Source organism: Pantoea rwandensis (genome assembly GCF_002095475.1).
In the GTDB taxonomy this organism is placed as follows: domain Bacteria; phylum Pseudomonadota; class Gammaproteobacteria; order Enterobacterales; family Enterobacteriaceae; genus Pantoea; species Pantoea rwandensis.
In genome coordinates this window covers 20,076-40,885 of record NZ_MLFR01000002.1, presented here as the reverse complement: position 1 = coordinate 40,885, position 20,810 = coordinate 20,076, and the positions used below count along the sequence as shown (strand labels likewise).

The 20,810-nt window shown below is 52.2% G+C and carries 20 protein-coding genes; 14 read left to right on the top strand and 6 right to left on the bottom strand.

Translation table 11 applies throughout. From position 1 onward, the window contains the following. The first annotated feature begins 33 nt into the window (after positions 1–33). Complete coding sequence (locus tag HA51_RS03945) at positions 34–1,299, top strand: MFS transporter (RefSeq protein ID WP_084932178.1); 1,266 nt, start codon at positions 34–36, stop codon at positions 1,297–1,299. A 148-nt stretch (positions 1,300–1,447) separates the two neighbouring features. Here HA51_RS03945 and HA51_RS03940 read toward each other — a convergent pair whose 3' ends face one another. Genes HA51_RS03940 through HA51_RS03930 form a run of 3 tightly spaced genes read right to left on the bottom strand, consistent with a single transcriptional unit; the run spans position 1,448 to position 3,268 of the window. Continuing rightward, the gene (locus tag HA51_RS03940; RefSeq protein WP_084932176.1) at positions 1,448–2,179 is read right to left on the bottom strand and encodes a LysE family translocator; all 732 of its coding nucleotides are present in this window, start codon (positions 2,177–2,179) and stop codon (positions 1,448–1,450) included. Then, positions 2,152–2,967: a helix-turn-helix transcriptional regulator gene (locus HA51_RS03935; protein WP_084932173.1), complete on the bottom strand. Its 816-nt coding sequence runs from the start codon at positions 2,965–2,967 to the stop codon at positions 2,152–2,154. The genes HA51_RS03940 and HA51_RS03935 overlap by 28 nt, the downstream gene beginning before the upstream one ends. Positions 2,968–2,971: 4 nt before the next feature. Continuing rightward, the gene (locus tag HA51_RS03930) at positions 2,972–3,268 is read right to left on the bottom strand and encodes a chorismate mutase (RefSeq protein ID WP_084932171.1); all 297 of its coding nucleotides are present in this window, start codon (positions 3,266–3,268) and stop codon (positions 2,972–2,974) included. A gap of 484 nt (positions 3,269–3,752) precedes the next feature. On the opposite strand from HA51_RS03930, the gene HA51_RS03925 reads away from it, so the two are divergent. After that, on the top strand, positions 3,753–4,142 hold the full coding sequence (locus HA51_RS03925; RefSeq protein ID WP_084932169.1) for a hypothetical protein: 390 nt from the start codon (positions 3,753–3,755) through the stop codon (positions 4,140–4,142). 144 nt (positions 4,143–4,286) lie between these two features. On the opposite strand, the gene HA51_RS03920 is transcribed toward HA51_RS03925, so the two are convergent. Next, positions 4,287–4,502, bottom strand: coding sequence for a YdgH/BhsA/McbA-like domain containing protein (locus HA51_RS03920; RefSeq protein WP_084932167.1), 216 nt, complete (start codon positions 4,500–4,502; stop codon positions 4,287–4,289). Positions 4,503–5,409: 907 nt separating this feature from the next. Between HA51_RS03920 and HA51_RS03910 the strand changes: the two genes are divergently transcribed. The 3 genes from HA51_RS03910 (at position 5,410) to araC (ending at position 9,830) form a co-directional block, all read left to right on the top strand. Further along, complete coding sequence (locus tag HA51_RS03910) at positions 5,410–7,443, top strand: beta-galactosidase (RefSeq protein WP_084932163.1); 2,034 nt, start codon at positions 5,410–5,412, stop codon at positions 7,441–7,443. Continuing rightward, complete coding sequence (locus HA51_RS03905) at positions 7,440–8,864, top strand: MFS transporter (protein ID WP_084932160.1); 1,425 nt, start codon at positions 7,440–7,442, stop codon at positions 8,862–8,864. Before HA51_RS03910 ends, HA51_RS03905 begins: the two co-directional genes overlap by 4 nt. A gap of 87 nt (positions 8,865–8,951) precedes the next feature. Then, positions 8,952–9,830 carry an arabinose operon transcriptional regulator AraC gene (gene araC / locus HA51_RS03900; RefSeq protein ID WP_084932687.1) on the top strand — a complete coding sequence of 293 codons (879 nt, stop codon included), beginning with the start codon at positions 8,952–8,954 and terminating at the stop codon, positions 9,828–9,830. Between the two features lie 181 nt (positions 9,831–10,011). Here the strand turns inward: araC and HA51_RS03895 are convergent, their stop codons facing one another. Continuing rightward, positions 10,012–10,623 (bottom strand): TetR/AcrR family transcriptional regulator, encoded by a 612-nt coding sequence (locus HA51_RS03895; RefSeq protein ID WP_084932158.1) that lies wholly within the window; start codon positions 10,621–10,623, stop codon positions 10,012–10,014. Between the two features lie 77 nt (positions 10,624–10,700). Between HA51_RS03895 and bdcA the strand changes: the two genes are divergently transcribed. From bdcA to HA51_RS03855, 9 genes are all read left to right on the top strand, one after another. Continuing rightward, positions 10,701–11,414, top strand: a complete 714-nt coding sequence (bdcA, locus tag HA51_RS03890) for an SDR family oxidoreductase (protein ID WP_084932156.1) — start codon at positions 10,701–10,703, stop codon at positions 11,412–11,414. A 618-nt stretch (positions 11,415–12,032) separates the two neighbouring features. After that, positions 12,033–12,425 (top strand): NAD(P)-binding domain-containing protein, encoded by a 393-nt coding sequence (locus tag HA51_RS27290; RefSeq protein ID WP_211282901.1) that lies wholly within the window; start codon positions 12,033–12,035, stop codon positions 12,423–12,425. A 4-nt stretch (positions 12,426–12,429) separates the two neighbouring features. Continuing rightward, positions 12,430–12,915 (top strand): NAD(P)-dependent oxidoreductase, encoded by a 486-nt coding sequence (locus tag HA51_RS27285; RefSeq protein ID WP_425435683.1) that lies wholly within the window; start codon positions 12,430–12,432, stop codon positions 12,913–12,915. A gap of 10 nt (positions 12,916–12,925) precedes the next feature. Next, on the top strand, positions 12,926–14,413 hold the full coding sequence (locus tag HA51_RS03880; RefSeq protein ID WP_084932154.1) for an aldehyde dehydrogenase family protein: 1,488 nt from the start codon (positions 12,926–12,928) through the stop codon (positions 14,411–14,413). Positions 14,414–14,467: 54 nt separating this feature from the next. After that, positions 14,468–15,793 (top strand): MFS transporter, encoded by a 1,326-nt coding sequence (locus HA51_RS03875; RefSeq protein WP_084932152.1) that lies wholly within the window; start codon positions 14,468–14,470, stop codon positions 15,791–15,793. Further along, positions 15,790–16,794: a glutamate cyclase domain-containing protein gene (locus tag HA51_RS03870; RefSeq protein ID WP_158087353.1), complete on the top strand. Its 1,005-nt coding sequence runs from the start codon at positions 15,790–15,792 to the stop codon at positions 16,792–16,794. The genes HA51_RS03875 and HA51_RS03870 overlap by 4 nt, the downstream gene beginning before the upstream one ends. Positions 16,795–16,818: 24 nt before the next feature. Continuing rightward, positions 16,819–18,120: an aminotransferase class I/II-fold pyridoxal phosphate-dependent enzyme gene (locus HA51_RS03865; protein WP_084932146.1), complete on the top strand. Its 1,302-nt coding sequence runs from the start codon at positions 16,819–16,821 to the stop codon at positions 18,118–18,120. After that, the gene (locus HA51_RS03860) at positions 18,117–19,124 is read left to right on the top strand and encodes a glutamate cyclase domain-containing protein (RefSeq protein ID WP_084932144.1); all 1,008 of its coding nucleotides are present in this window, start codon (positions 18,117–18,119) and stop codon (positions 19,122–19,124) included. Before HA51_RS03865 ends, HA51_RS03860 begins: the two co-directional genes overlap by 4 nt. A gap of 46 nt (positions 19,125–19,170) precedes the next feature. Then, a complete protein-coding gene (locus tag HA51_RS03855; protein WP_084932142.1) occupies positions 19,171–20,079 on the top strand; it encodes a LysR family transcriptional regulator in 909 nt (302 codons plus the stop codon). A gap of 77 nt (positions 20,080–20,156) precedes the next feature. Here the strand turns inward: HA51_RS03855 and HA51_RS03850 are convergent, their stop codons facing one another. Further along, positions 20,157–20,771 (bottom strand): TetR/AcrR family transcriptional regulator, encoded by a 615-nt coding sequence (locus HA51_RS03850; RefSeq protein WP_084932139.1) that lies wholly within the window; start codon positions 20,769–20,771, stop codon positions 20,157–20,159. Positions 20,772–20,810: the final 39 nt, after the last annotated feature.

The following is a 20,810-nucleotide window of genomic DNA, read 5'->3' as shown; positions in this document are numbered from 1 at the left end:
TGATGATGCGTGTCACAGGATGGAAAATATAAAATGAAACTCTCTGAACTCGCACCAAGAGAACGGCATAACTTCATTTACTTTATGCTGTTCTTTTTCTTCTACTACTTCATTATGTCGGCCTACTTTCCCTTTTTCCCTGTCTGGTTGGCAGAAGTTAACCATTTGACCAAAACAGAAACTGGGATCGTCTTCTCTTCCATCTCGCTGTTCGCGATTATATTTCAGCCGGTGTTTGGACTGATTTCAGATAAACTTGGGTTACGCAAACACCTGCTGTGGACCATCACGGTCTTGCTGATCTTGTTTGCGCCCTTCTTTATTTTTGTGCTGTCACCGTTATTGCAGTTGAACATCTTTGCCGGTGCGCTGGCGGGCGGTATTTATCTTGGCGTCGTCTTCTCGAGCGGTTCCGGAGCGGTAGAAGCCTATATTGAACGCGTCAGCCGCGCGAATCGTTTTGAATACGGAAAGGTACGCGTTTCCGGCTGTATTGGCTGGGCGTTGTGCGCATCCATCACCGGTATATTGTTTGGCATCGACCCTAATATTACCTTCTGGATCGCCTCCGGGTTTGCACTAGTGCTGGGAGTGTTGCTTTTGATGTCACGCCCGGAAGGGAGTAACAGCGAGCTGGTCATCGACGCACTGGGAGCCAACCGTCAGGCTTTCTCAATGCGCACCGCTGCAGAACTATTACGCATGCCACGTTTCTGGGGGTTTATTGTTTACGTGGTGGGTGTGGCCAGCGTATATGACGTGTTCGATCAGCAGTTTGCCAACTTCTTTAAAGGCTTTTTCTCCAGTCCGCAGCGCGGAACCGAGGTGTTTGGCTTTGTCACCACTGGAGGGGAATTACTCAACGCGATGATTATGTTCTTTGCCCCCGCCATCGTTAACCGCATTGGCGCGAAAAACGCCCTGTTAACTGCCGGTATTATTATGTCAGTGCGTATTCTGGGTTCTTCTTTTGCCTCTTCATCGGTCGAAGTGGTTATCTTAAAGATGCTGCATATGTTTGAGCTCCCGTTCTTGCTGGTGGGTACCTTCAAATATATTTCGTCAGCCTTTAACCCTAAACTCTCGGCAACGCTTTTCCTGATTGGGTTTAACTTATCAAAACAGCTTTCCGGTGTGGTGCTATCTGCATGGGTCGGGCGAATGTATGACACTGTTGGCTTCCACCAGGCCTATCTCATTCTGGGCTGTATTACGCTGAGTTTTACCATCGTGTCCCTCTTTACCCTGAAAGGGAGTAAAACCCTACTGCCGACGACTGAATTAAACAGTGCAGCCTGATAATAACTGTCTGCACTAGATGAACTTTAAGGAGGCTGAAAGTATCAGCCTCCTTCTGATTCAGGGGGCGCTCACTGGATGCCGATGAAGCATGGATAGCGCGAGTAAACCCCTTTCCGGTTTTGCATATTCAGGCCAGTAAATGTTTTTATTGAACAGCAATCGCGAGTTTTACCCCTACGGCAATAAAAGCCAGAGCCATCGCCCAGCGAACACCCGTCATTACGCTTCGACTTCCCAGTAACTTCTCACTGACGCTTGATGCAAACATGCCATACAACGAAAAGACCAAAAATGTCATGGCGGCAAATACTGCAGAAAGCATCAACATAATTCGGGTGGCATGCGCATCCTGTGTTGAAACAAATTGTGGAAGGAAGGCAAGAAAAAACAGTGAAAGCTTCGGATTGAGTAGATTTGCCACCACTGCCTGCCTGACCAGACCGCTATAAGACATTGTGGATCCGTGGCTGCAGGCTAACAAAAGTTCTTTATCATGTATGGTTTGCCACGCCATATACAGCAGATATGCCACACCCAAATATTTAATCAGAGAGAAGATGAAGGGATAGGTGTGCAGTAATGTGGCAAGGCCAGTTATGGCAGCCAGCATATGCGGCAATATTCCAAGCGTACAACCTGCGGCGCTCACTATCGCGCTACGGGTGCCCTGTCTTAGACCGGCGGAAAGTGTAATTATCGTCCCTGCGCCGGGCGATATAATAATCAGTAAAGATGTGACCAGAAAATCACTGTCAGGAATCAAAATGTTAACCTCATCAGAAACTGGATATTGCCGTTCCAGTATCTTGTGCAGGGCTTTTAACTGTCTTGAATAAAATTGCAGCGTATTCAGGTGAAAGTTTTGGAAACCTGGCATGCATAGTGGCCCGGTGTATAGCCATAGCTGCGGACAAACAGGCGAGTCATGTGACTTTGATCCGCAAATCCGGCATTGAGGGCTGCGTTAGCCAACGCCATTCCACCCGCAATGAGCTGACGAACCAGCGATAACCTCCGTTGCAGAAGGTACGCATGCGGTGTCATCCCACTATGTTGCGCAAAAGCCCGCAGGAACTGGTACTGGCTAACCCCGGCTATTGTCGCCAGCTCAGAGAGTGTGACTGAACCCGCCGGTTCATCGTCAATTCTCTCCCTGGCTGACAGCACGCCAGCTAACGGTACCTTCACTGGAAGCGCTGGAATTTGGGCGAGGGCGGAGATCATAATCAGCATCGACTCATCGGCGGCAAGACCAGCTCCGTCCTTGTTACCTCTGATAACGGAAGAATAGAATCGGTTAAAATGCGCTGCTAGCCTGTCGTCTGTTAATACTGGAAAGCTAAATTCCCCACAGCAAAACTTCCCTTCACTGATGTCCGCGAAACAGCGGCTGATAAGCTCAGTATCAAAATACAGCATTCGCCATGAACGTGGGCCGTCAAGTGGTCTGCCGTCATGGACCTCGCCCGGATTGACAGTGATGATATCTACTGGAAATGACTCAACAATTCCGCGTCCACTTAATGACTTTTGTCCGCCTGTATCCATATAACCGATGCCGAACTGATCATGAGTATGGCGCCCAAAAGCAATATCACTGTCGGCGCTGACTGCTTCGATACCCACCGCGGCAATCGAGAAATATTTCACGGAATGTTGCCGCATTTTGTCAGTTCTTCCCCTGCCGCAGCTGGTCATGTTGTTTAAGCTCATAATCGATAAATGCCTCAATCATTGCCCTGTAAACTTTCTCAATAACCTCTTCAGGAAGCCCTAAATCTGCAGCCCTGGTACGCGCCTTGTTTACAACTTGTTGAACACGATCCGGAGCACGAACGGCTGCGTGACTGGTTTTGAACGCAGCAGCGGCTTTAACACACTCGGCACGTTGAGCAATGATTTTGACCAACTCGCTATCAATCTGATCGATACGGCTCCTGACATCTTCAATACTGGAGAAATGCATAACACTGAACCCATAAGCTAGTGCATGAGTACAAGAGCGTACACCATGTCTTGATGAATTTCAGCCATGAGTGCTGATATTGACAAAACCCTGCTGCCTTGACACACCCATAGCATTGTGGAAACAAGCTGAAGATGAGCCAGCTAAAACATTTAAATTGTGATGATTAAATTTAAATCGGTGATATGGAAAATCCAAGTAACATTAGGGGAAAACCGGGTCCGCTGCATGCCCTGGCAGGACCAGAGAGAATAGAGTTAAATATGCAAATTCCCAGACCAGTTGCACCTAAAACCCTTTAACTGTAAAACCGGGTAAAATTGAATTAAGAGAATCACGCAACAGAATTTAATTAATTTTTGGCCTTAATAAACACTCAGCGCAATTAGCATAATTCTTATTTGTAAATATTCCTTTGCGTAAATTAATTGTAAAAAATACAATATTCGGCCGAGAATTAACATTAAATATTGTAAGGAATACAATGAAGAAGTTGTTAATAGGCGGCCTCATTCTAATGTCTACGGCCTGTGCTGATTTTCAGCAAAGTGTTAATGAGAATATTAAAGCAGTGAATGCGGCACTGACACCGAAAAGCTCAGGTAGCGGGCAATCTACGGCATCGGCAACACAGAAAGGCACCATCACAAACGAACAGTGCAAAACCAGTGTGGGTCAGACAAAGTCCTACTTTGAACAGCTGCTAGACTTTAAGCTAAACGAGACTAACGCTTATAGCTATACCTCGTTCTCCGAGACCTATAACCTAAAAATATCAGACCGCAAGGATCGTTTAGGCAACAACTTTGCCATGTGTATGATTTCAATCGATCCGCGAAACGGAAAAGTCACTGACTTCTCCATGCCATTCTGACGTTATGCATAACCGAATATAGACACTGGGCCATTTGCTGGCCCGCTTTAATATCCACACTGTCCCCCTCATTTCCGCGGGCTCAGATGCGAAAAAAGCCGCCCGTAGGCGACTTTTTCCGGCACTTCCTTTTGCGACCATCCATTATTTATACAGTTCTGCGGTCATGTGCACTACGTTGCCATTACTGGCTTCGATGATTTTATACTGTTCGCCCTGTTGCTGAGCCTGAACAGCGATTTTTGCCTCAGCGCCGTCCAGTGTCAGAGAGGAGGCTGTTACAGTCTGCGCAAAGCTTGCAGCTGACATCAGTGAAAGAACAGCAACGGCGGCGATTGACATAGCTTTGATAGTTTTCATGGTCTTAATCCTTGGTTTATGTAGTTGAAAGCGTGTTTGCTTTCGATGGATTTATAATAACTATGGTTACTATTAGTAGATTAACAATAAATGCTGATATTGTGATCGTGCGAACTATCACGCTGATAGGTCATCCCAATGGAGAGTGGTTGATAGGACAAAATTGTCTCGGCGCTCATTCCAGGTTGGCATTTAACGCTACGTAGCGCCGATGCTTAGCTACCCGTATCTTGAATGTTTGCAGGCCCCTGCTGGAAGTAAATTAGAAGTAGGGATTCGTGAAGCTGAATAAGATCTATAATTAAATCTCTTCAGCTACAGAGGGTTACTGATGCCTTACTCAGCCACATCTCAGGCAATACTTCGTGCGATGAACGATGGAAGGAAATTTCTGTTAAGGGGTGACAGAAGCCATGGTTGCCAGATCAGATATAACCCTGCAACGAAACAAAGAGAAGACAGAACCGCCCTGAGCTTAATCCCATTAGAGCGCGCGGGGCTGATTGAGTTCGAATCTGAACCCCTCAACCCAAACCGTTACTACAGCGTAAAAATCACCAAAAAGGGGCTGGAACACCTGGCTGAAAATGATGCCACGGCTCAGAAATGAGCAAGTCCTACACCTGCATATCATTGCTAAAGAGATCCTGTTTCAGGTTAGCTTCCCTGAATTCCGCTGAGCGTGCACAGCGGGTAAGCCCACTCTTACAATTAATGCATTTTCTCCCAGCGTGATTAAATAATTCTCACGGAGTAACGCGTTTTCATCGTGGCTCCTTTTGTGATGACCTTCATAAGATTAGCTGGGCAGCGAGTTTCTCTATGTTGCCAGCGACCTGCTTTATCTATGCCCGCTCGGCTTCCTCTAATTTATCCGCTGAAAACTGATAAACAGAGGCAGGCCAAGATGGAAAAGTTATTGTACGGTGTCGCTTACTACCGGGAATACATGCCTGAAGAAAGGCTGGATGAGGATATTCGCCTGATGAAGGCGGCTGGCATCAATGTGGTTCGCATTGCCGAAAGCACGTGGAGCAGTTATGAACGCCAGGATGGAGACTTTAACTTTTCCAGCGTACTGACTGTTCTGGACCGTATGCATGCTAACCAGATCGCCGTCATCATCGGCACGCCAACCTATGCTATTCCTGCATGGCTCGCGAAAAAGCATCCTTCCGTCATGGCCACCACTCCACAAGGAGTGAACAAATACGGCCACCGCCAGAAAATGGATATCACCAGCCCGATTTACCTGCGCTACGCAGAACGCGTCATTCGTGAGCTATTGACGGCTACCGCCGGCCACCCGGCCGTAATTGGGTATCAGGTCGATAACGAGACCAAGTATTACGAGACCTGCGGGGAAGCCGTTCAGCGTGGGTTTGTCGAGCATCTGAAAAAACAGTTTGATGGCGTTCTTGAGAAGCTGAACGCTGAATACGGGCTTGACTACTGGAGCAACCGGATAGATGCCTGGGAAGATTTTCCGCCGCTGGAAAGTACCATTAATGCCAGCCTGGGCGCCGCTTTCCAGCGCTATCAGCGCGGGCTGGTCAACGATTTTCTTGCCTGGCAGGCAAAGCTGGTCAGTGAATATCGCCTGCCGGGTCAGTTTATTACCCACAACTTCGATTTTGAATGGCGAACCTGGTCCTTTGGCGTTCGCGGCGAAGTTAACCACTTCACAGCATCTGAGGCGCTGGACGTTACGGGCGTAGATATTTATCACCCGGGCCAACATGAGTTAACCGGTGTGGAAATTGCCTTTTGCGGGGATATTGCGCGCACGACGAAAGACTCAAACTACCTGGTTCTGGAAACACAGGCGCAGGCGTTTAAGAACTGGACCCCCTATCCAGGTCAGCTCCGCCTTCAGGCATTCAGCCACATTGCCTCCGGCGCCGCGATGGTGAGCTACTGGCACTGGCACTCTATTCACAACTCATATGAAACGTACTGGAAGGGACTGCTCAGCCACGATCTGGAACCTAACCCTGTTTATGATGAGGCAAAGGACATCGGCCAGACGTTTGCGCGACTTTCTCCCCAACTGACGGGACTGAAAAAACGCAATCGTGTCGCACTGCTCGTCAGTCAGGACTCACTGACTGCCGTAGACTGGCATCCTTACAAGGGTCACCAATTTGGCCGCCACAAGGAACATCAATATAACGACACGGTTCGTGCCTATTATGATGCCCTTTACCGCCTCAACATTGAGGTGGACATCCTGACCGTTGATGATCCCCGTTTGTCTCGCTACCAACTGCTGGTCGCCCCCTTGCTTTATGCTGTTTCTGACTCATCCCTGCAGCGGTTGAATCAATATACCGAACAGGGTGGACATATCCTTTATGCTTTCAGGTCAGGCTTTGCTAATGAGCATCTAAAAGCCAGACATGCCCGACAACCAGCTGTCATCAGGGAAGCGGTCGGCGCAAGCTATCAGCTGTTCGTTGAACCCCACGACGTGACGCTGCAATCCGACCAGTTGAACATTCCAACCGGGCATGACGAGGTGTGTGACTGGATGGAGCTGCTGGAAGCCGATGCTGGCGCTGAGGTCTGGGCCAACTACCGCCACCCCTACTGGAGAAAATATGCAGCCATTGTTCACAACCGCTACGGAGCCGGTACCACAACGTACGTGGGCTGCAGTATCAGTTCTGAGGCCGTAGAAGCGGTACTGCTCCAGCTGATACACGAAACGGACCTGAACGTTTCAACCGTAACGCAGGGTTTTCCGGTAACGGTGAAACGTGCGGTGAACCGTTCCGGCAAAACCGTTCTTTTCTTCCTGAACTATTCCAGCCAGCCTCAGACCGTGACTCTCCCGTTTACGGCTGGCGAGGAATTACTGAGCAGGCAGCGTTACCAGCAGGGACAAAAGCTAGATCTGGCGGACTGGGGCGTTGCCATATTTGAAGTGGAGAAAGAATGATGATCCAGAATTCACCGAGTCAGGATCTACAACGCGTTGGCACCCGGGAACGTCTGGCCTTTGGCGTGGGCGATTACGGTACCAACTTAACCTATACGTTGATGGTGACTTTTCTGGCGTTTTATTACACCGACGTCGTAGGCATCTCTGCTTTGCTGGTTGGATCGCTGATGTTCTTTGCCCGCGTGCTGGATGGCATCATCTGTATTTATGTGGGCATACGCATTGATAAAACACGCTCTCGCTTAGGTAAAGCACGGCCTTGGGTTCTGTGGACCGCCGTTCCATTTGGCCTCTCGGCATTTTTAATGTCGACCGTCCCGGATGTCAGCTACACACTGAAAGTCGTGTACGTCTGCATTACCTATCTGCTGACCAATATCATGTTTACCGCGAATAACATTGCCTACGGTTCGCTTCTGGCATTAATCACGCGTGATAATTATCAGCGCGGGATGCTGAGCGTCTTCCGCAAAGGCTTTTCAACCTGTGGCTCACTGACCGTTGGCGTGTTAACCCTGCCGCTGGTGGCATTTTTCGGCAACAGCAGCACGTCGTGGATCATTGTCTTCGCTATTTTTGGCGTGTTTACTGCCGTATTCCTGCTTCTCACCGCGCTGGGAACCCGGGAGCGCGTAGAGCCGGTAAGCAGCGACAACAGCCAGAGAATTAACGCCAGGCAGGTTGCGCGTTCTGTTATGGCCAACCGCTACTGGCTCATCATTTTCTTCTATTTGATGATCACATTCACCAGCCTCACTGCGCTGTCGGCAGTTGGCGTGTATTACTCAAAATATGTGCTTTCTGACGTCACTCTGATCGCCTACATCAGCATGGCGCAGTATATACCGGGACTGCTTACGTTGATGATCATCCCTACCCTGCTTAAAAAGCTGGGTAAACGGCGGCTTGCCATGCTCGGTTTGAGCGTCTGTTGTATTGCTTACCTGCTCCCATTGTTTAACAAGCAGGATGCGCTGTTTGTCATAATGGCCACGGCAGTGCGCAGTGTGGGGTTCTGTGGCATTGGCGCCACCATGTTTGCTCTTTTGGCGGACACTATCGACTACGGTGAATGGCGGACCGGGTTGCGTATTGAGGGTATTCTCTTCAGTGCAGGCACGCTGGGGCAGACACTGGGCATGGGTCTGGGTACGGCAAGCGTAGGCTGGATCCTGGGTGCGGCCGGATTTGTAAGTGGTGGAAGCACACCTCAGTCAGAAACCGTCATAACGACTATCGAATTTCTGTTTATCTTTTTCCCGCTGATCCTGGCGGCGCTGAATCTGGCACTGCTCTGGTTTTACAAACTGGATAATTTCTACCATCAAGTGGCTCAAGACCTCTCTGCCGGACGTTATCAGCAAGGGGAAGAGTCAGAATTTGCTGCCACCGACAACAGTTTGCTAAGCCCTAAGTGATCTCCTCGACAAAAGTCGCTAATGCTCCCTTCAGCAATGAAGGGAGTACCCTATAGTAACTCCACTTTTGAAACAGGGATGGGTGCCATGGAAGAACTGAACGAAGCAGATATGTTGAGCTTTTCTCCGCTGATGAGAAGCTTTACCTTCAACGCATTCATGGTCTCCGGGTTCACCCCCATAAGCCCCGGCAGCAAGCTCGACTTTTTTATCCATCGGCCCAATGGAATGAAAGGCTACATGATGAACCTGACACTGAAAGGCAAAGGAATCATTCATCATGCCAACGGAGAATTTCATTGTCAGGAGGATGAGATGCTACTTTTCCCTCCGGGGGTGATCCATCATTATGGCAGGGCAAAGGAGAGCATCGCCTGGGATCACCTCTGGATCTATTTCATTCCCCGCCCGTACTGGAGCGACTGGCTGCGCTGGGACCATAAACAGGGCGATATTGGCCGCATGAGACTTCCTGATCATGCGCACAGCCAGCAAATGATTCAGCTCTTCAAAGAGGTTATATCGAGTAATGCAGTAGGGGCCTCCCTGCCGGAGGCCATGGCAATGAATGCCCTTGAACGCATCATTCTCAAAGCCTTCCAGCTCCAGCCGGCCAGCAACCGTCACAACAGAGATCCCCGTATTCAGACCGTCTGTGATTACATCATTGAACACCTGCCCGAAGATACCCGTATTGAAGAGCTCGCGAGCATGACGTTCCTCTCGACCTCACGTTTGACGCATATATTCAGAAAAGAGATGGGCACTACCATTTATGGCTGGCGGGAACAGCTGCGTGTCTCACGCGCCTGTGATTTGCTTCGGTATACCCAACTGAATGTCACACAAGTTGCACGTGCGGTTGGCTATGAAGATCCACTGTATTTTTCACGCGTATTCAGCCAGCACAACCAGTTGAGCCCACGGGATTACCGAAAGAAATTTGAGCAAGCACCTTTATTTTGACTACTTTAAGTGTGGCAAGTAGCCTCTCTCCCTTTTCATCAGGATATGCCTGTAATGTTTGCGCATCGAAAAAATCAGAAACTGATTTAAAACCAGTATGGAAGGGAGAATGGTCACCAAAGCGCGCATTGCATCCCAGCCTTTCACTGTGTGTAGGGAATTAGCTATTGTCGAAAATAGGCTAACTCATTGAATGAACTTCCACTGCGTCGATTTGCAGTGCCAACAGCTCACCAGCCAAACGCGCCGATTCTTCAAGCCGCTCCGGGGTGAGGCCCTGTCGTGAACGGGCCGAAAGGCCAGACATCATGGTTCCCATAAAGTCGGTCAGCCGATCCGCTTCTTCAGGATAGTGCTCAGCAATGTAGGAATGGATCATCTTTTCAGCCACAGCGTGGAGACTAGAGGCTAGCGCGCGCGCATTATCATCATCACAATGGACACCCTCCAGCACCAGGCAACCGGTCGCATCATGGTCGGCAGCATAGCGTCTGGCAACCTCTGCAAGAACGTTGGAAAGACATTCATCGACTGGGCGGTCATTACGCAACAATGCCTGAACCGCAATGGCACCATTGGATGCATAACGTTCCAGTACAAGCTTGTACAACCCAAACTTACTGCCGAAAGCTGCATAAAAGCTCGGCGGATTAATGCCAAATGCTTTTGTCAGATCGCCTACGCTCACCGCATCGAAACCTTTTGAGTGAAACAAATCTTGTGCGATCTCAACCGCCTTGTCGGGGTCAAACTGACGTGGCCGACCCGGAGTACGACTTATTTTTGTAGTCATCACTACACTATCCTTTGACAACTTCTTAGGCCTGATAATATTGTAATGGCCACTACAATACAATTGAGGACTTCCTGATGGCGGTATTTTCAAACAAATCGGTTCTGGTTTTGGGCGGTAGTCGGGGTATCGGGGCAGCAATAGTGAGGCGCTTTGCCGCCGAGGACGCTTCCGTCGTTTTCAGCTATGCAGGTTCGCGTGAGTCTGCCGAGCAGCTGGCGAATGAAACTGGGACCAAGTCCGTTATGGCCGACAGCGCCGATCGCGAAGCCGTGATTGATCTGGTGCGTAATGCCGGCCCACTGGATGTGCTGGTGGTCAACGCGGGCGTCGCATTATTCGGTGATGCGCGCGAGCTGGAGAGCGATGCCATCGACCGTCTGTTCAGCATCAATATCAACGCACCCTATCATGCAGCCGTTGAGGCAGCCCGCCTGATGCCGGAGGGGGCCCGCATCATAATCATCGGCTCCGTCAACGGTGACCGAATGCCGATGGCTGGGGGTGCTGCCTATGCCGTCAGTAAATCAGCCCTGCAAGGATTAGCCCGTGGTCTTGCCCGAGATTTCGGACCGCAAGGGATCACGGTGAATGTCGTCCAACCGGGCCCCGTAGATACCGATATGAATCCGGCGGAAGGCCCCATGAAAGAGCTCATGCATAGCTTTATGGCGATTAAACGACACGGAAGACCTGAAGAGGTGGCCGGAATGGTTGCATGGCTCGCCGGGCCGGAAGCTTCTTTTGTCACTGGCGCGATGCACACAATTGATGGCGGATTTGGCGCATAAGTTACTAGGGAATTTGAATCCGCAAGCGGTTAACTATCATGTAACGCTTGCGGGTTTAGAGAGGAGATAATGAGGCCCAATTCATCGAGTCGAAAGTGACGGATATCAGTCCGCTTCAACTGCAGGATGTGCAATTCTCGAATTGAATATCCTTCGTTGCCAAATCATAAATCAGCAGAACTCTACATTGCCTTCACTGCAATTATCGCTAATTCCATGTTCGCTATACATGAGACCAAAAGTCTTCCCTGCCCCTTATCCGATAACTTATCCGTGCAAGGTGACTTGCAAGCCAAAAATTTGTGCTGGACTTCTAATCCACTGAGGTCCGAATGTGCTGACGATCAAAAAATTGAAACACCGTCCTTTCGCACTCAAATGGTGCAAAAAAGCAACGCAGCTTGTTTCCTTCCCGTTACACCGTGATTACACGCGCACTAAATCAATGCAACCTCATGTCCACCACTGAACAGTAAGTTTTTCTTTCGTTAGTGGTAAAAATATACAACTTTTTTTCCAGTTACCCCACGCAATAGTCAAAACATCCCCAGTTTTGACTGGCTAAAAACGCGGCACTTTGGACTAAAAGCACCGCAATCTGTACTCCGTGAGGTAACGATGAAAATTGCATTTATTGGTGTAGGTCGTATGGGTTCTCGCATGGCGTCTCGCCTGCTGGAAGCGGGCCATGAGTTGAACGTTTATGACCCTTATGCCCCGGCAATGGATGGACTGAAGCAGCAGGGTGCGGCAGCTGCCGGTAGCCCAGCTGAGGCAGCTGAAGGCGCAGAAATTATCATGCTGAGTCTGCCGTCACCTGCAACCTTCACCGACGCCGTGGTTGGCGAAACCGGTGTGCTGACCAAAGTCTCTCCGGGCGCCATCGTGATTGATTTCAGCACCGTTGACCCGGCGACCACCAAAGATATCGCCGCGCAGTGCGCCCGTAAAAAACGTCTACTTCCTCGACTCACCGGTCAGCGGCGGAGTGGCAGGTGCCGCATCGGGTAACCTGGTGCTGATGATAGGGGGCAGCGAAGAGGTGATTGAGCGCGCTCGTCCGGTTCTGTCCGTGCTGTCCTCACGCATTGTTCACTGCGGTGACACCGGTGCGGGCCAGCTGACCAAGCTGAGCCATAACCTGTTAACGGCTATCAACACCGTGGCGTTGGGTGAAGTGTTGTCCGCCAGTGTGAAAGCCGGTGCGGATTTAAACGTGCTGTGCGAAGTCTTCTCTGCCGGTCTGGCGGGCAGCAAAATGCTCGATTACCTGCCAAAAACATTGTTCACCGCAGAACGCCCAGCCAACTTTGCTATCGACCTGATGCACAAAGACATCTCCCTCTGCCTGAAAGAGTTCTCAAATTACTCCATGCCGCTGGGTCAGTTGGTCATGCAGACCTATAACGCCGCACGCCAGAAAGGTCTGGGTGGCAAGGATTCCACCAGCGTTAATGAGTTGTACGAAGAACTGGTCAACCTGCGCCTGGCACAGAACTGAGGGAAAGAAAATGAGCAACGTAAACCACAAACTTAACCTACCGGCAGCCGGCCATACCGGCCTGTTCTTTGACGGTAAATGGCAGACACCGGTTGAAGGCCAGACGCTTTCTGTCATCAACCCGTGCTTCCGCAGCGAGATCGTCAAGATCGGCGCCAGTCAGTCCGTAGACGTTGACCGCGCAATCGCTTCCGCAAAAGCCGCCTTCCCTTCCTGGCGTCGTCTGGCAGCGCGTGCACGTGGTGCCATGCTAATCGAACTGGGCAACCGTATTACGGCGAACTGTGAAGAGATCGCCCGGGTGCTGGCAGCAGAAACCGGCAACGCATTGCGTACACAGAGCCGTCCGGAAACACAGAGCGCGGCGGAAGTGCTGCGCTACTACGGTGGTGTAATTGCCGAGCAGAAAGGGGAAACCCTGCCGCTGGGACCGGGTCTGTTCAGTTACACCACCCGCGAACCGCTGGGCGTGGTCGGTGCCATCATTCCGTGGAACTCACCGCTGGTGCTTGCTGCGGTCAAAATCGGTATGGCACTGGGTACGGGCAACACGCTGGTGCTCAAACCCGCAGAGGATGCCCCGCTGGCGGTGCTGAAAGTCGCAGAACTCGCAGCAGATATATTCCCGGCTGGCGTATTTAACATTGTTACCGGCACCGGACTGGATGCAGGTGCACCGCTGTCCACACATGATGACGTGGCAAAAGTTTCTTTCACCGGTTCGTTAGAAGTTGGCCAGCTTGTTGCACATGCAGTAGCAGACCGCATTGGCCGGGCTACGCTGGAACTGGGTGGCAAGAGTCCCTGCATCGTCTTCGCTGACGCGGCAGCACCGGCGCACCTTGATAACACGGTGAACGGCGTGATTGCAGCGATGCGCTTTGCCCGCCAGGGGCAGTCCTGCACCGCCGGTTCACGCTTGTACGTGCACAAAAGCGTCTGGAATGAGGTGATGCCACGCGTGGTCGCAAAACTGCGCGAAATGAAAATCGGCGATGCGCTGGATGAGCAGACCGACATTGGCGCCATCATCAACGCGGAGCGTTACAACGAAGTACGCGCGTTTATTAAAGAAGCGTTTGATCAGGGTGCGGAAGTGTTACTGGGTGAAGTTCCGCCGCCGGTGGAACAGGCCGCAGGTTTTATGCCGTCTCCGGTTGTGCTGGCCGGAATTGATAACAGCTGGCGCGTCTGCAAAGAGGAAATCTTTGGCCCGGTGCTGGTGGCCATTCCTTTTGAAACCGAAGAAGAAGTGATTCGCATGGCGAACGACACCGTCTACGGTCTGGCCGCCTACGTGTTCACCCAAGATGTCACCGCAGCGTTCCGCGTCACCGAACAGATCGATGCGGGCTGGCTGCAGGTTAACCGTGCAGGCGGCCAGATCCCAGGCATGTCTTACGGCGGCGCAAAACGCAGCGGCATTGGCGCGGAGTACTCCATTGAGAGCGCCTTGGAAAGTTACACCGCACGGAAGAGCGTAACCATTAACGTCTAACTAAAACTATTAAAGGGCACATCCTGCATGTGCCCGTCCCATCGGGGGTAAGACATGAGCCAGAATATTCAAGCCGACGCATTGCACACCAACACAGGTTCCGACGCCATTTCCCGGACTTCAGTAAAAGCAGCCTGGGGATCCTTCATCGGGACGACCATTGAATGGTACGACTACTTCATCTATGGCACGGCAGCCGCGCTGGTTTTTCCGCACGTATTCTTTACCAATCTGTCACCTGCGATGGCGACGCTGATGTCGATGATCTCCTTCTCGGTCGCGTTCGTCGTACGCCCGATCGGCGGGATGGTCATCGGTCATTTTGGCGATCGTATGGGTCGTAAGAAATTACTGGTTTTTACCCTGATGGTGATGGGCCTGTGTACCGCCGCGATTGGCTTTTTGCCGTCCTACGATCAGGGCGGCTATCTCGGGCCAATTCTGCTTATTGTCTTACGCATCATTCAGGGCTTCGCACTGGGCGGCGAATGGGGTGGCGCAGCGCTGATGTCCGTTGAGCATGCGCCGAAAGGCCGCCGTGGGCTCTGGGGTAGCACCATGCAGATGGGCGTACCCGCCGGTCTGCTGGTTTCCGCGGGTGCATTTGCGCTGGTCTCTTCTCTACCGGATGAGCAGTTCTATGGCTGGGCCTGGCGTATCCCGTTTATCTTTAGCCTCGCCCTGCTGGCCGTGGGTTTGTATATCCGCCTGCAGGTCAGTGAACCGGAAGCGTTTGAAGCGATCGCGCGCAAAGGCGAAGTAGAAAAAGCGCCTCTGATGAACGTCGTGAAATACGAGAAGAAGAAAACCATCGTTATGGCTTTCTTCCAGACCGTGGCAAACGTGGGCTATTTTCTGATCACCGTCTATTCCCTCAGCTACATCACGGAACATTTGCATATTCCACGCAGCGTTGCCTCCAATGCCCTACTGATTGCTGCAGCGGTCGATCTCTTTATGCAGCCCGTCTTTGGCTGGCTGTCTGACAAAGTGGGCCGCAAGGTGGTGTATGGCTTCGGCGCATTGTTCTTCGCCGTTTACGCCTTCCCGTTCTTTGAGCTGCTGAACACGGCCGACCCGGTCTATATCACGATTGCGCTGAGTCTTGGGCTGGGATTGGGCCACGCATCAACCGGATCTCTGCACGGTGTGATCTACGCCGAACAGTACCCCACCAAGTACCGGTTTAGCGGCGCGTCAACGGCCTATCAGTTATCAGGCATCGTTTCCAGTGCGCCAACCCCTATCATTGCGGCCTGGTTGATTACCTCGACGGGGAATACATCGGCCGTGTCATGGTTCGTTATCGCCGCCGCCGCGATCACCCTGATCTGCATCTTCCTGACCAAAGAAACTTACAAGATCGATATCAACAAATGATGACGCCAACCAATCATGAATTGCTCGTGGGAGAGCGCATCGATCAACTTATGTCGCTGGAGATGCGCCCCCTCAGGGGAAAAGGCTTACCTTCCGGCTACGTCAGTCAGCTTTACCGGATATGCCGTGAGCACCACGGTGAGCCGCTGGCGATGCTGGCAGCGAAGAAATTAGCCGGCGTGTTGTCTCCGGGCAAAGTGGTGGTCATTGCCACCGGTGCAGGGATTGCCCCCAACCTGCCGTATGGTGAGACCGATGGACCGCCGGGCGCACTGGCGCTCGCCAGAGCCCTTGCCGAAGGATTTGACTGCCACGTATTGATTGCCACAGAACACGACCATTTGTCGCCGGTTGAAGCCTGTCGCAACGTCATCCAGAGCCAGCTCACCGGCAGGGGTTTGATCAGCGGTGTTGCCTTCGCCAAAGGCAAAGCGGAAGGGATGAAAATGTGTGAAAGCATTTTTTCTGACCTCAATCCTGCGGCCATCATTTTTGTTGAGCGGGATGGCCCCAACGCTGAGGGGATCTTTCATGGTGTCAGAGGCGATTTTCGCACCCCAGATCAGGTCGGGCACCTGTATCTGCTGGCCGATATGGCCCGCCAAAAACAGGTACTGACGATTGGTATTGGCGATGGCGGGAATGAAGTCGGTTTTGGTGCCGTCAGGGATCAGGTCGCGTTAGCGCATCCCTATGGTGCGAAATCTCATGGTGAGTTCCCGTCGGGGGTGATTACGGTGACCTCAACTGACGTGGTGGTGGCGGCTTCCGTTTCAAACTGGGGGGCATACGCGGTGACAGCAGCACTGGCATGGTTACTTAAACGCCTGGATCTTACACATATACCCGAGTGCGAAAAGGCGCTTATTGCAGCTTGTGTGGCTGCGGGTGCCAGAGATGGCGCGACCTCACTTCAGGAAGAAGCCGTAGATGGCATCGATCTGGAAACGCACATGGCCTTCACGCGTATGCTCGGCAGCATTATCAGCATTTCACTGTAATCACTATTAAGCAGGAAAACAGTCATGAAACTCACCGAAAAAGAGGGGAACCGCGCGGTTCTCAGAGACAGCTTTGGCTTTGAAATCGACCCGGTGGTCAGCTTTGCGCGTGGCAGCATCATTCGCAGCAGCACCGATGAAGGCCGTCGGCTTCGCCATGGCCAGGCCGTTGCGGCCAAGCGCGTGAGAGAATTGGGAGCGGAATCGATTGGGATCTTCACCGGTAACCAGCGTGATTTTCTGGTGAAGCCCGAAGATCTCAACACGGCATGTGAAGAGTGGGTGGGCCCCGGACTGGTCGCCGAACGCCTTACCGAGCTGGCGCTGGAGCATCTGGGTGGCGGTGAAAGCGACAGCGTTGCCACATTTAACCGCACCAGCGCGGCCATTGTTTCTGTTATTGCCGCACTGGCTGCAGACAAACCAGTGGTCTCGGTCGTTCCGCCTGGCGGTCGTTCACATGCTTCGGTGAACCGTGGCGCAAAGCTTGCCGGGGTAAAAACCATCGAAATCCAGGGCGACGCGCTGTGGCGAGCGGCTATTGAGCTAAACCGCCCTGCCCTGGTGGTTATCACCACGGTCACCAGCAGCCTGGAACGCATGGATGATGAGATAACTCAGACCATTGTGACCCACTGCCGCAGGAACGACATCATCGTGTTTCTGGATGAAGCTTACGGTGCGCGTCTGCGTACCGTACTACATGGCGGGATAAAGAGCCTTGCCTTTGGCGCAGATCTCACCGTCACTAACTGTGATAAGGCAGGCCTGCCAGGCCCGCGTGCCGGTATTCTGGCGGGTAAAAAACAATACATAGCGGCAGCCGCGGCAAAAGGCGCGGAATACGGCATGGAGGCACGCGCGCCGATCACAGCAGGTGTCGTGCGCTCGCTGGAACATTACAACCCTGATCATTTGCGCCAGGAAGCCGAAGCGGGTCAGGAACTGGCGTCTGGCCTGAGAGCGTTGTTGGGGGACTGCGTCAAAACCAGCGACCTGGGGCCGATGGTTCATGAAGATCAGGTCCTCGAAATCATCCTCAAGCGCGCCTGCATTGCCCACACCGATAACCACATTGTTCCGTGCGAGGCCACGGCGGCACTGGGTATGGTGCTGCTGCGCGACTACGGCATTTTAACCGTTAACACCCATGGTCAGCCCGGAGCCCGCGTCTCATTACGGCTCAAACCAGCATCGAACGCCATTGACCGTGTGGGCGGAATAACCGCCATCATGAAAGCCGTCAATGCATCGCTGGATAAGGTTGCTCTGCTTATCAGCGATAAACACGCCATGGCCGAATTAATTCTGGGAGAACCCGTATGAATTCCATGACTGCATTTGATAACCGCCTTGACCAGCTCATCTCACTGGATCTCGGCGGGCGCGGTGTTGAACAGTTGTTTGCCAGCGCGCGCGAGCAAATTGGCAAACCGCTGGTGGGAGCCGCAGCTGATGCGTTACTGGCGGTAAAACCCGGCGATAACGTGATTGTGACTACGGGCTCAGTATCACGTGCCTGGCTCTCTCCCACCATTGGTGAGAACGATGGCCCTGCCGGTCTGGCTGCTGTCGTGCGCGCGCTGGTGCTGGCCAGAAACGCCACCTGCACTGTGCTCATTGAAGAAACGCTGCGCGGTCCGATGGAAGCCATCCTGACTGAAGCGGGCCTGACCGTATTACCTTACTGGCAGGTTGTGCAGGCAAACAAAGACAAAAGCTTGGCCACCGTCTGCGTGGAATCCTTCCCGGTAACGGATGAAGAAGCCCCTAAGGCCGCGAATGAGCTGCTGGACTCACGTCAACCTTCATTGTTGTTCTCGACCGAGCGCGTTGGGCGCAACAAAAACGGTATCTACTACAGCATGCGGGGTATCAACTACGGCATGGAGCGCGCCCGCATAGACTTCGTGTTTGATGAAGCGCTGCGCAGGGGTATTCCCACCGTTGCCGTCGGGGACGGCGGGAACGAGATTGGCATGGGCCTGGTCAATGACGCCGTGCAGCAGGTGGTGAAGTTTGGGAATGAAGGTTCGTGTGAATGCGGAGGTGGCATTGGTGCCGTCACGCCAGCTGACGTTTTGGTGACGGCCGCCTGTTCTAACTGGGGCTGCTACGCCATTGTGGCGGCGATGGCGGCGCGTGAGAAAAATGCCCGTCTGTTGCATACTCCGGATATGGAAGGTCGCCTGCTGCGCCGGGGCGTCAACGTTGGGCTTATCAACTCGGTTGAAGGTATCACTGATGCTAACGTTGACGGCATCCCATTTGAGTCTCATCTGGCGATGACGCAACTCATCAATACCGTGGTCCGCACCCTGCTGAGCTGATTTTAACGCAGGCAGAGGCGACCTCGAGGAAAACACAGGAATTGTCATGCTGAATCTGGGTCGCCTCCATCTGCTCTCTGAACTCTCTGTTCTGGGCACTATTACCGCCGTCGCAGAAGCTGTTCACCTGACCCGCCCCGCCGTTTCTCAGCAGCTGGCACAGTTAGAACAAGAAGCGGAAACCGCATTGTTCGAACGTGTGGGCAAACGAATTGAGTTAACGCCTGCGGGTAAGCGTCTGGTAGAGCAATCCCATGAGCTGTTCCGCATGGTGAATGACATGGAGTCAGAGCTCGCAAAGGGTAAAGCGGAAGTGGTGGGCGAAATCCGCCTGGCAACCTTTGGCTCGGCTGGCGTCGGTATATTGCCTGGCGTGTTCCAGCAGCTTTCGGACAGCTATCCACAGCTGACATTGTCAGTGGTCGAGCTTGAACCGGCAGAGGCGATTAAAGCGGCGGCGGCAAATCAGGTCGATATCGCCATCATTGACGATATGGTGGATACTGGCCCCTTCACCGAGAAGCTCGACTTCTTCCCACTGTGCACAGATAAGTTTGTCGCGGTAATGGCAGCAACGCACAGGCTGGCAGGGCGTAAAGTCATCCGTTTAAAAGAAATGCCCAACGAGAAGTGGGCGTTAAACCTGTCCGCTATGCATTATCACTCTTTTTTAATTCGGGCCTTTCATGCCGCAGGTGTTGTCCCAAAAGTGATAGCGAATTACAAGAATTCGGCAGCCTCATTGCATCTGGTGAAACAAACCGACCTTGTCACGTTACTCCCCACGTTGATGCTGCAGATGGACGGCGTGCTGAATGGCCTGACAACCGTAAACATCAGCCCAGACCTAACCAGAAAGGTGTCAATTGCATTACCCAAGGGGACATCTGCAAAACCTTCAGTAAAAGCGGTGATTGACGCATTAAATGATGTTGCGACGAAAATTGCAGATTAATCAACTACAACACAGTCGGGCTGACGGCCCGCCCCGGGCACGAAGGGACCATTGGGGTGCAGGTCACTGCCAGCTAATTAATCCTGTCTACAACAATCCCACAGCTGCATGATTTGGGTGATGGCACTGAGCAGCTCTTCAATACGCGCTCCGTCACGCGCCTGAATAGAGATACCAAAGAGAAAAGTGCTGAAAGATGCCGTCAACGCCTTCACGTCAACATCCTTTTTAAGCTCGCCAGCCTCAATCCCGCGCTTAATCGTCGTTGATATACCCGCTCGGGTTCTTTCGCGAGATCGCGTCAGCGGCTCAGTAATGGCTGTATTTTCCACTGAAGTCGCACTCATTGCGCCCAGCGATACCATACAGCCTGAAGGGTGACCCGCCTCGCATTGCATTCGGGCTGAATCTTGCAGAGTCGTTTCCATAGCCTCACGCGGCGAAAGAGCGCTGTCCCAGAGTCGTCTGGTCACCTGGCCATACGAAGCCAGATAACATTGTATGCATTCACGATACAAATCTTCTTTGGAACCAAATGCCGCGTAAAAACTCGGCGCAGAGATGCCATTCCCTATCCCCGCCTTCAATTGGGTCAGGGACGTAGATTCATAGCCATGCTGCCAGAAAAGATACATGGCATCTTCAATTGCTTTATCCCGGTCAAAGGTTCTTGGTCGTCCCATGCTAGCCATTCGTGTTCTCCGCGATTCACCTGTGCAGCAATAATATAC

What these genes read in the sequence shown, in the direction of transcription:
- HA51_RS03870 (WP_158087353.1), top strand. Translation starts at nt 15,790, where the DNA reads ATGATGACGCCAACCAATCATGAATTGCTCGTGGGAGAGCGCATCGAT.
- HA51_RS27290 (WP_211282901.1), top strand. Translation starts at nt 12,033, where the DNA reads ATGAAAATTGCATTTATTGGTGTAGGTCGTATGGGTTCTCGCATGGCG.
- HA51_RS03920 (WP_084932167.1), bottom strand. Translation starts at nt 4,502, where the DNA reads ATGAAAACTATCAAAGCTATGTCAATCGCCGCCGTTGCTGTTCTTTCA.
- HA51_RS03935 (WP_084932173.1), bottom strand. Translation starts at nt 2,967, where the DNA reads ATGCGGCAACATTCCGTGAAATATTTCTCGATTGCCGCGGTGGGTATC.
- HA51_RS03865 (WP_084932146.1), top strand. Translation starts at nt 16,819, where the DNA reads ATGAAACTCACCGAAAAAGAGGGGAACCGCGCGGTTCTCAGAGACAGC.
- HA51_RS03905 (WP_084932160.1), top strand. Translation starts at nt 7,440, where the DNA reads ATGATGATCCAGAATTCACCGAGTCAGGATCTACAACGCGTTGGCACC.
- HA51_RS03895 (WP_084932158.1), bottom strand. Translation starts at nt 10,623, where the DNA reads ATGACTACAAAAATAAGTCGTACTCCGGGTCGGCCACGTCAGTTTGAC.
- HA51_RS03860 (WP_084932144.1), top strand. Translation starts at nt 18,117, where the DNA reads ATGAATTCCATGACTGCATTTGATAACCGCCTTGACCAGCTCATCTCA.
- HA51_RS03855 (WP_084932142.1), top strand. Translation starts at nt 19,171, where the DNA reads ATGCTGAATCTGGGTCGCCTCCATCTGCTCTCTGAACTCTCTGTTCTG.
- HA51_RS03910 (WP_084932163.1), top strand. Translation starts at nt 5,410, where the DNA reads ATGGAAAAGTTATTGTACGGTGTCGCTTACTACCGGGAATACATGCCT.
- HA51_RS03880 (WP_084932154.1), top strand. Translation starts at nt 12,926, where the DNA reads ATGAGCAACGTAAACCACAAACTTAACCTACCGGCAGCCGGCCATACC.
- HA51_RS03925 (WP_084932169.1), top strand. Translation starts at nt 3,753, where the DNA reads ATGAAGAAGTTGTTAATAGGCGGCCTCATTCTAATGTCTACGGCCTGT.
- HA51_RS03930 (WP_084932171.1), bottom strand. Translation starts at nt 3,268, where the DNA reads ATGCATTTCTCCAGTATTGAAGATGTCAGGAGCCGTATCGATCAGATT.
- araC (WP_084932687.1), top strand. Translation starts at nt 8,952, where the DNA reads ATGGAAGAACTGAACGAAGCAGATATGTTGAGCTTTTCTCCGCTGATG.
- HA51_RS03850 (WP_084932139.1), bottom strand. Translation starts at nt 20,771, where the DNA reads ATGGCTAGCATGGGACGACCAAGAACCTTTGACCGGGATAAAGCAATT.
- HA51_RS03945 (WP_084932178.1), top strand. Translation starts at nt 34, where the DNA reads ATGAAACTCTCTGAACTCGCACCAAGAGAACGGCATAACTTCATTTAC.
- bdcA (WP_084932156.1), top strand. Translation starts at nt 10,701, where the DNA reads ATGGCGGTATTTTCAAACAAATCGGTTCTGGTTTTGGGCGGTAGTCGG.
- HA51_RS03940 (WP_084932176.1), bottom strand. Translation starts at nt 2,179, where the DNA reads ATGCCAGGTTTCCAAAACTTTCACCTGAATACGCTGCAATTTTATTCA.
- HA51_RS03875 (WP_084932152.1), top strand. Translation starts at nt 14,468, where the DNA reads ATGAGCCAGAATATTCAAGCCGACGCATTGCACACCAACACAGGTTCC.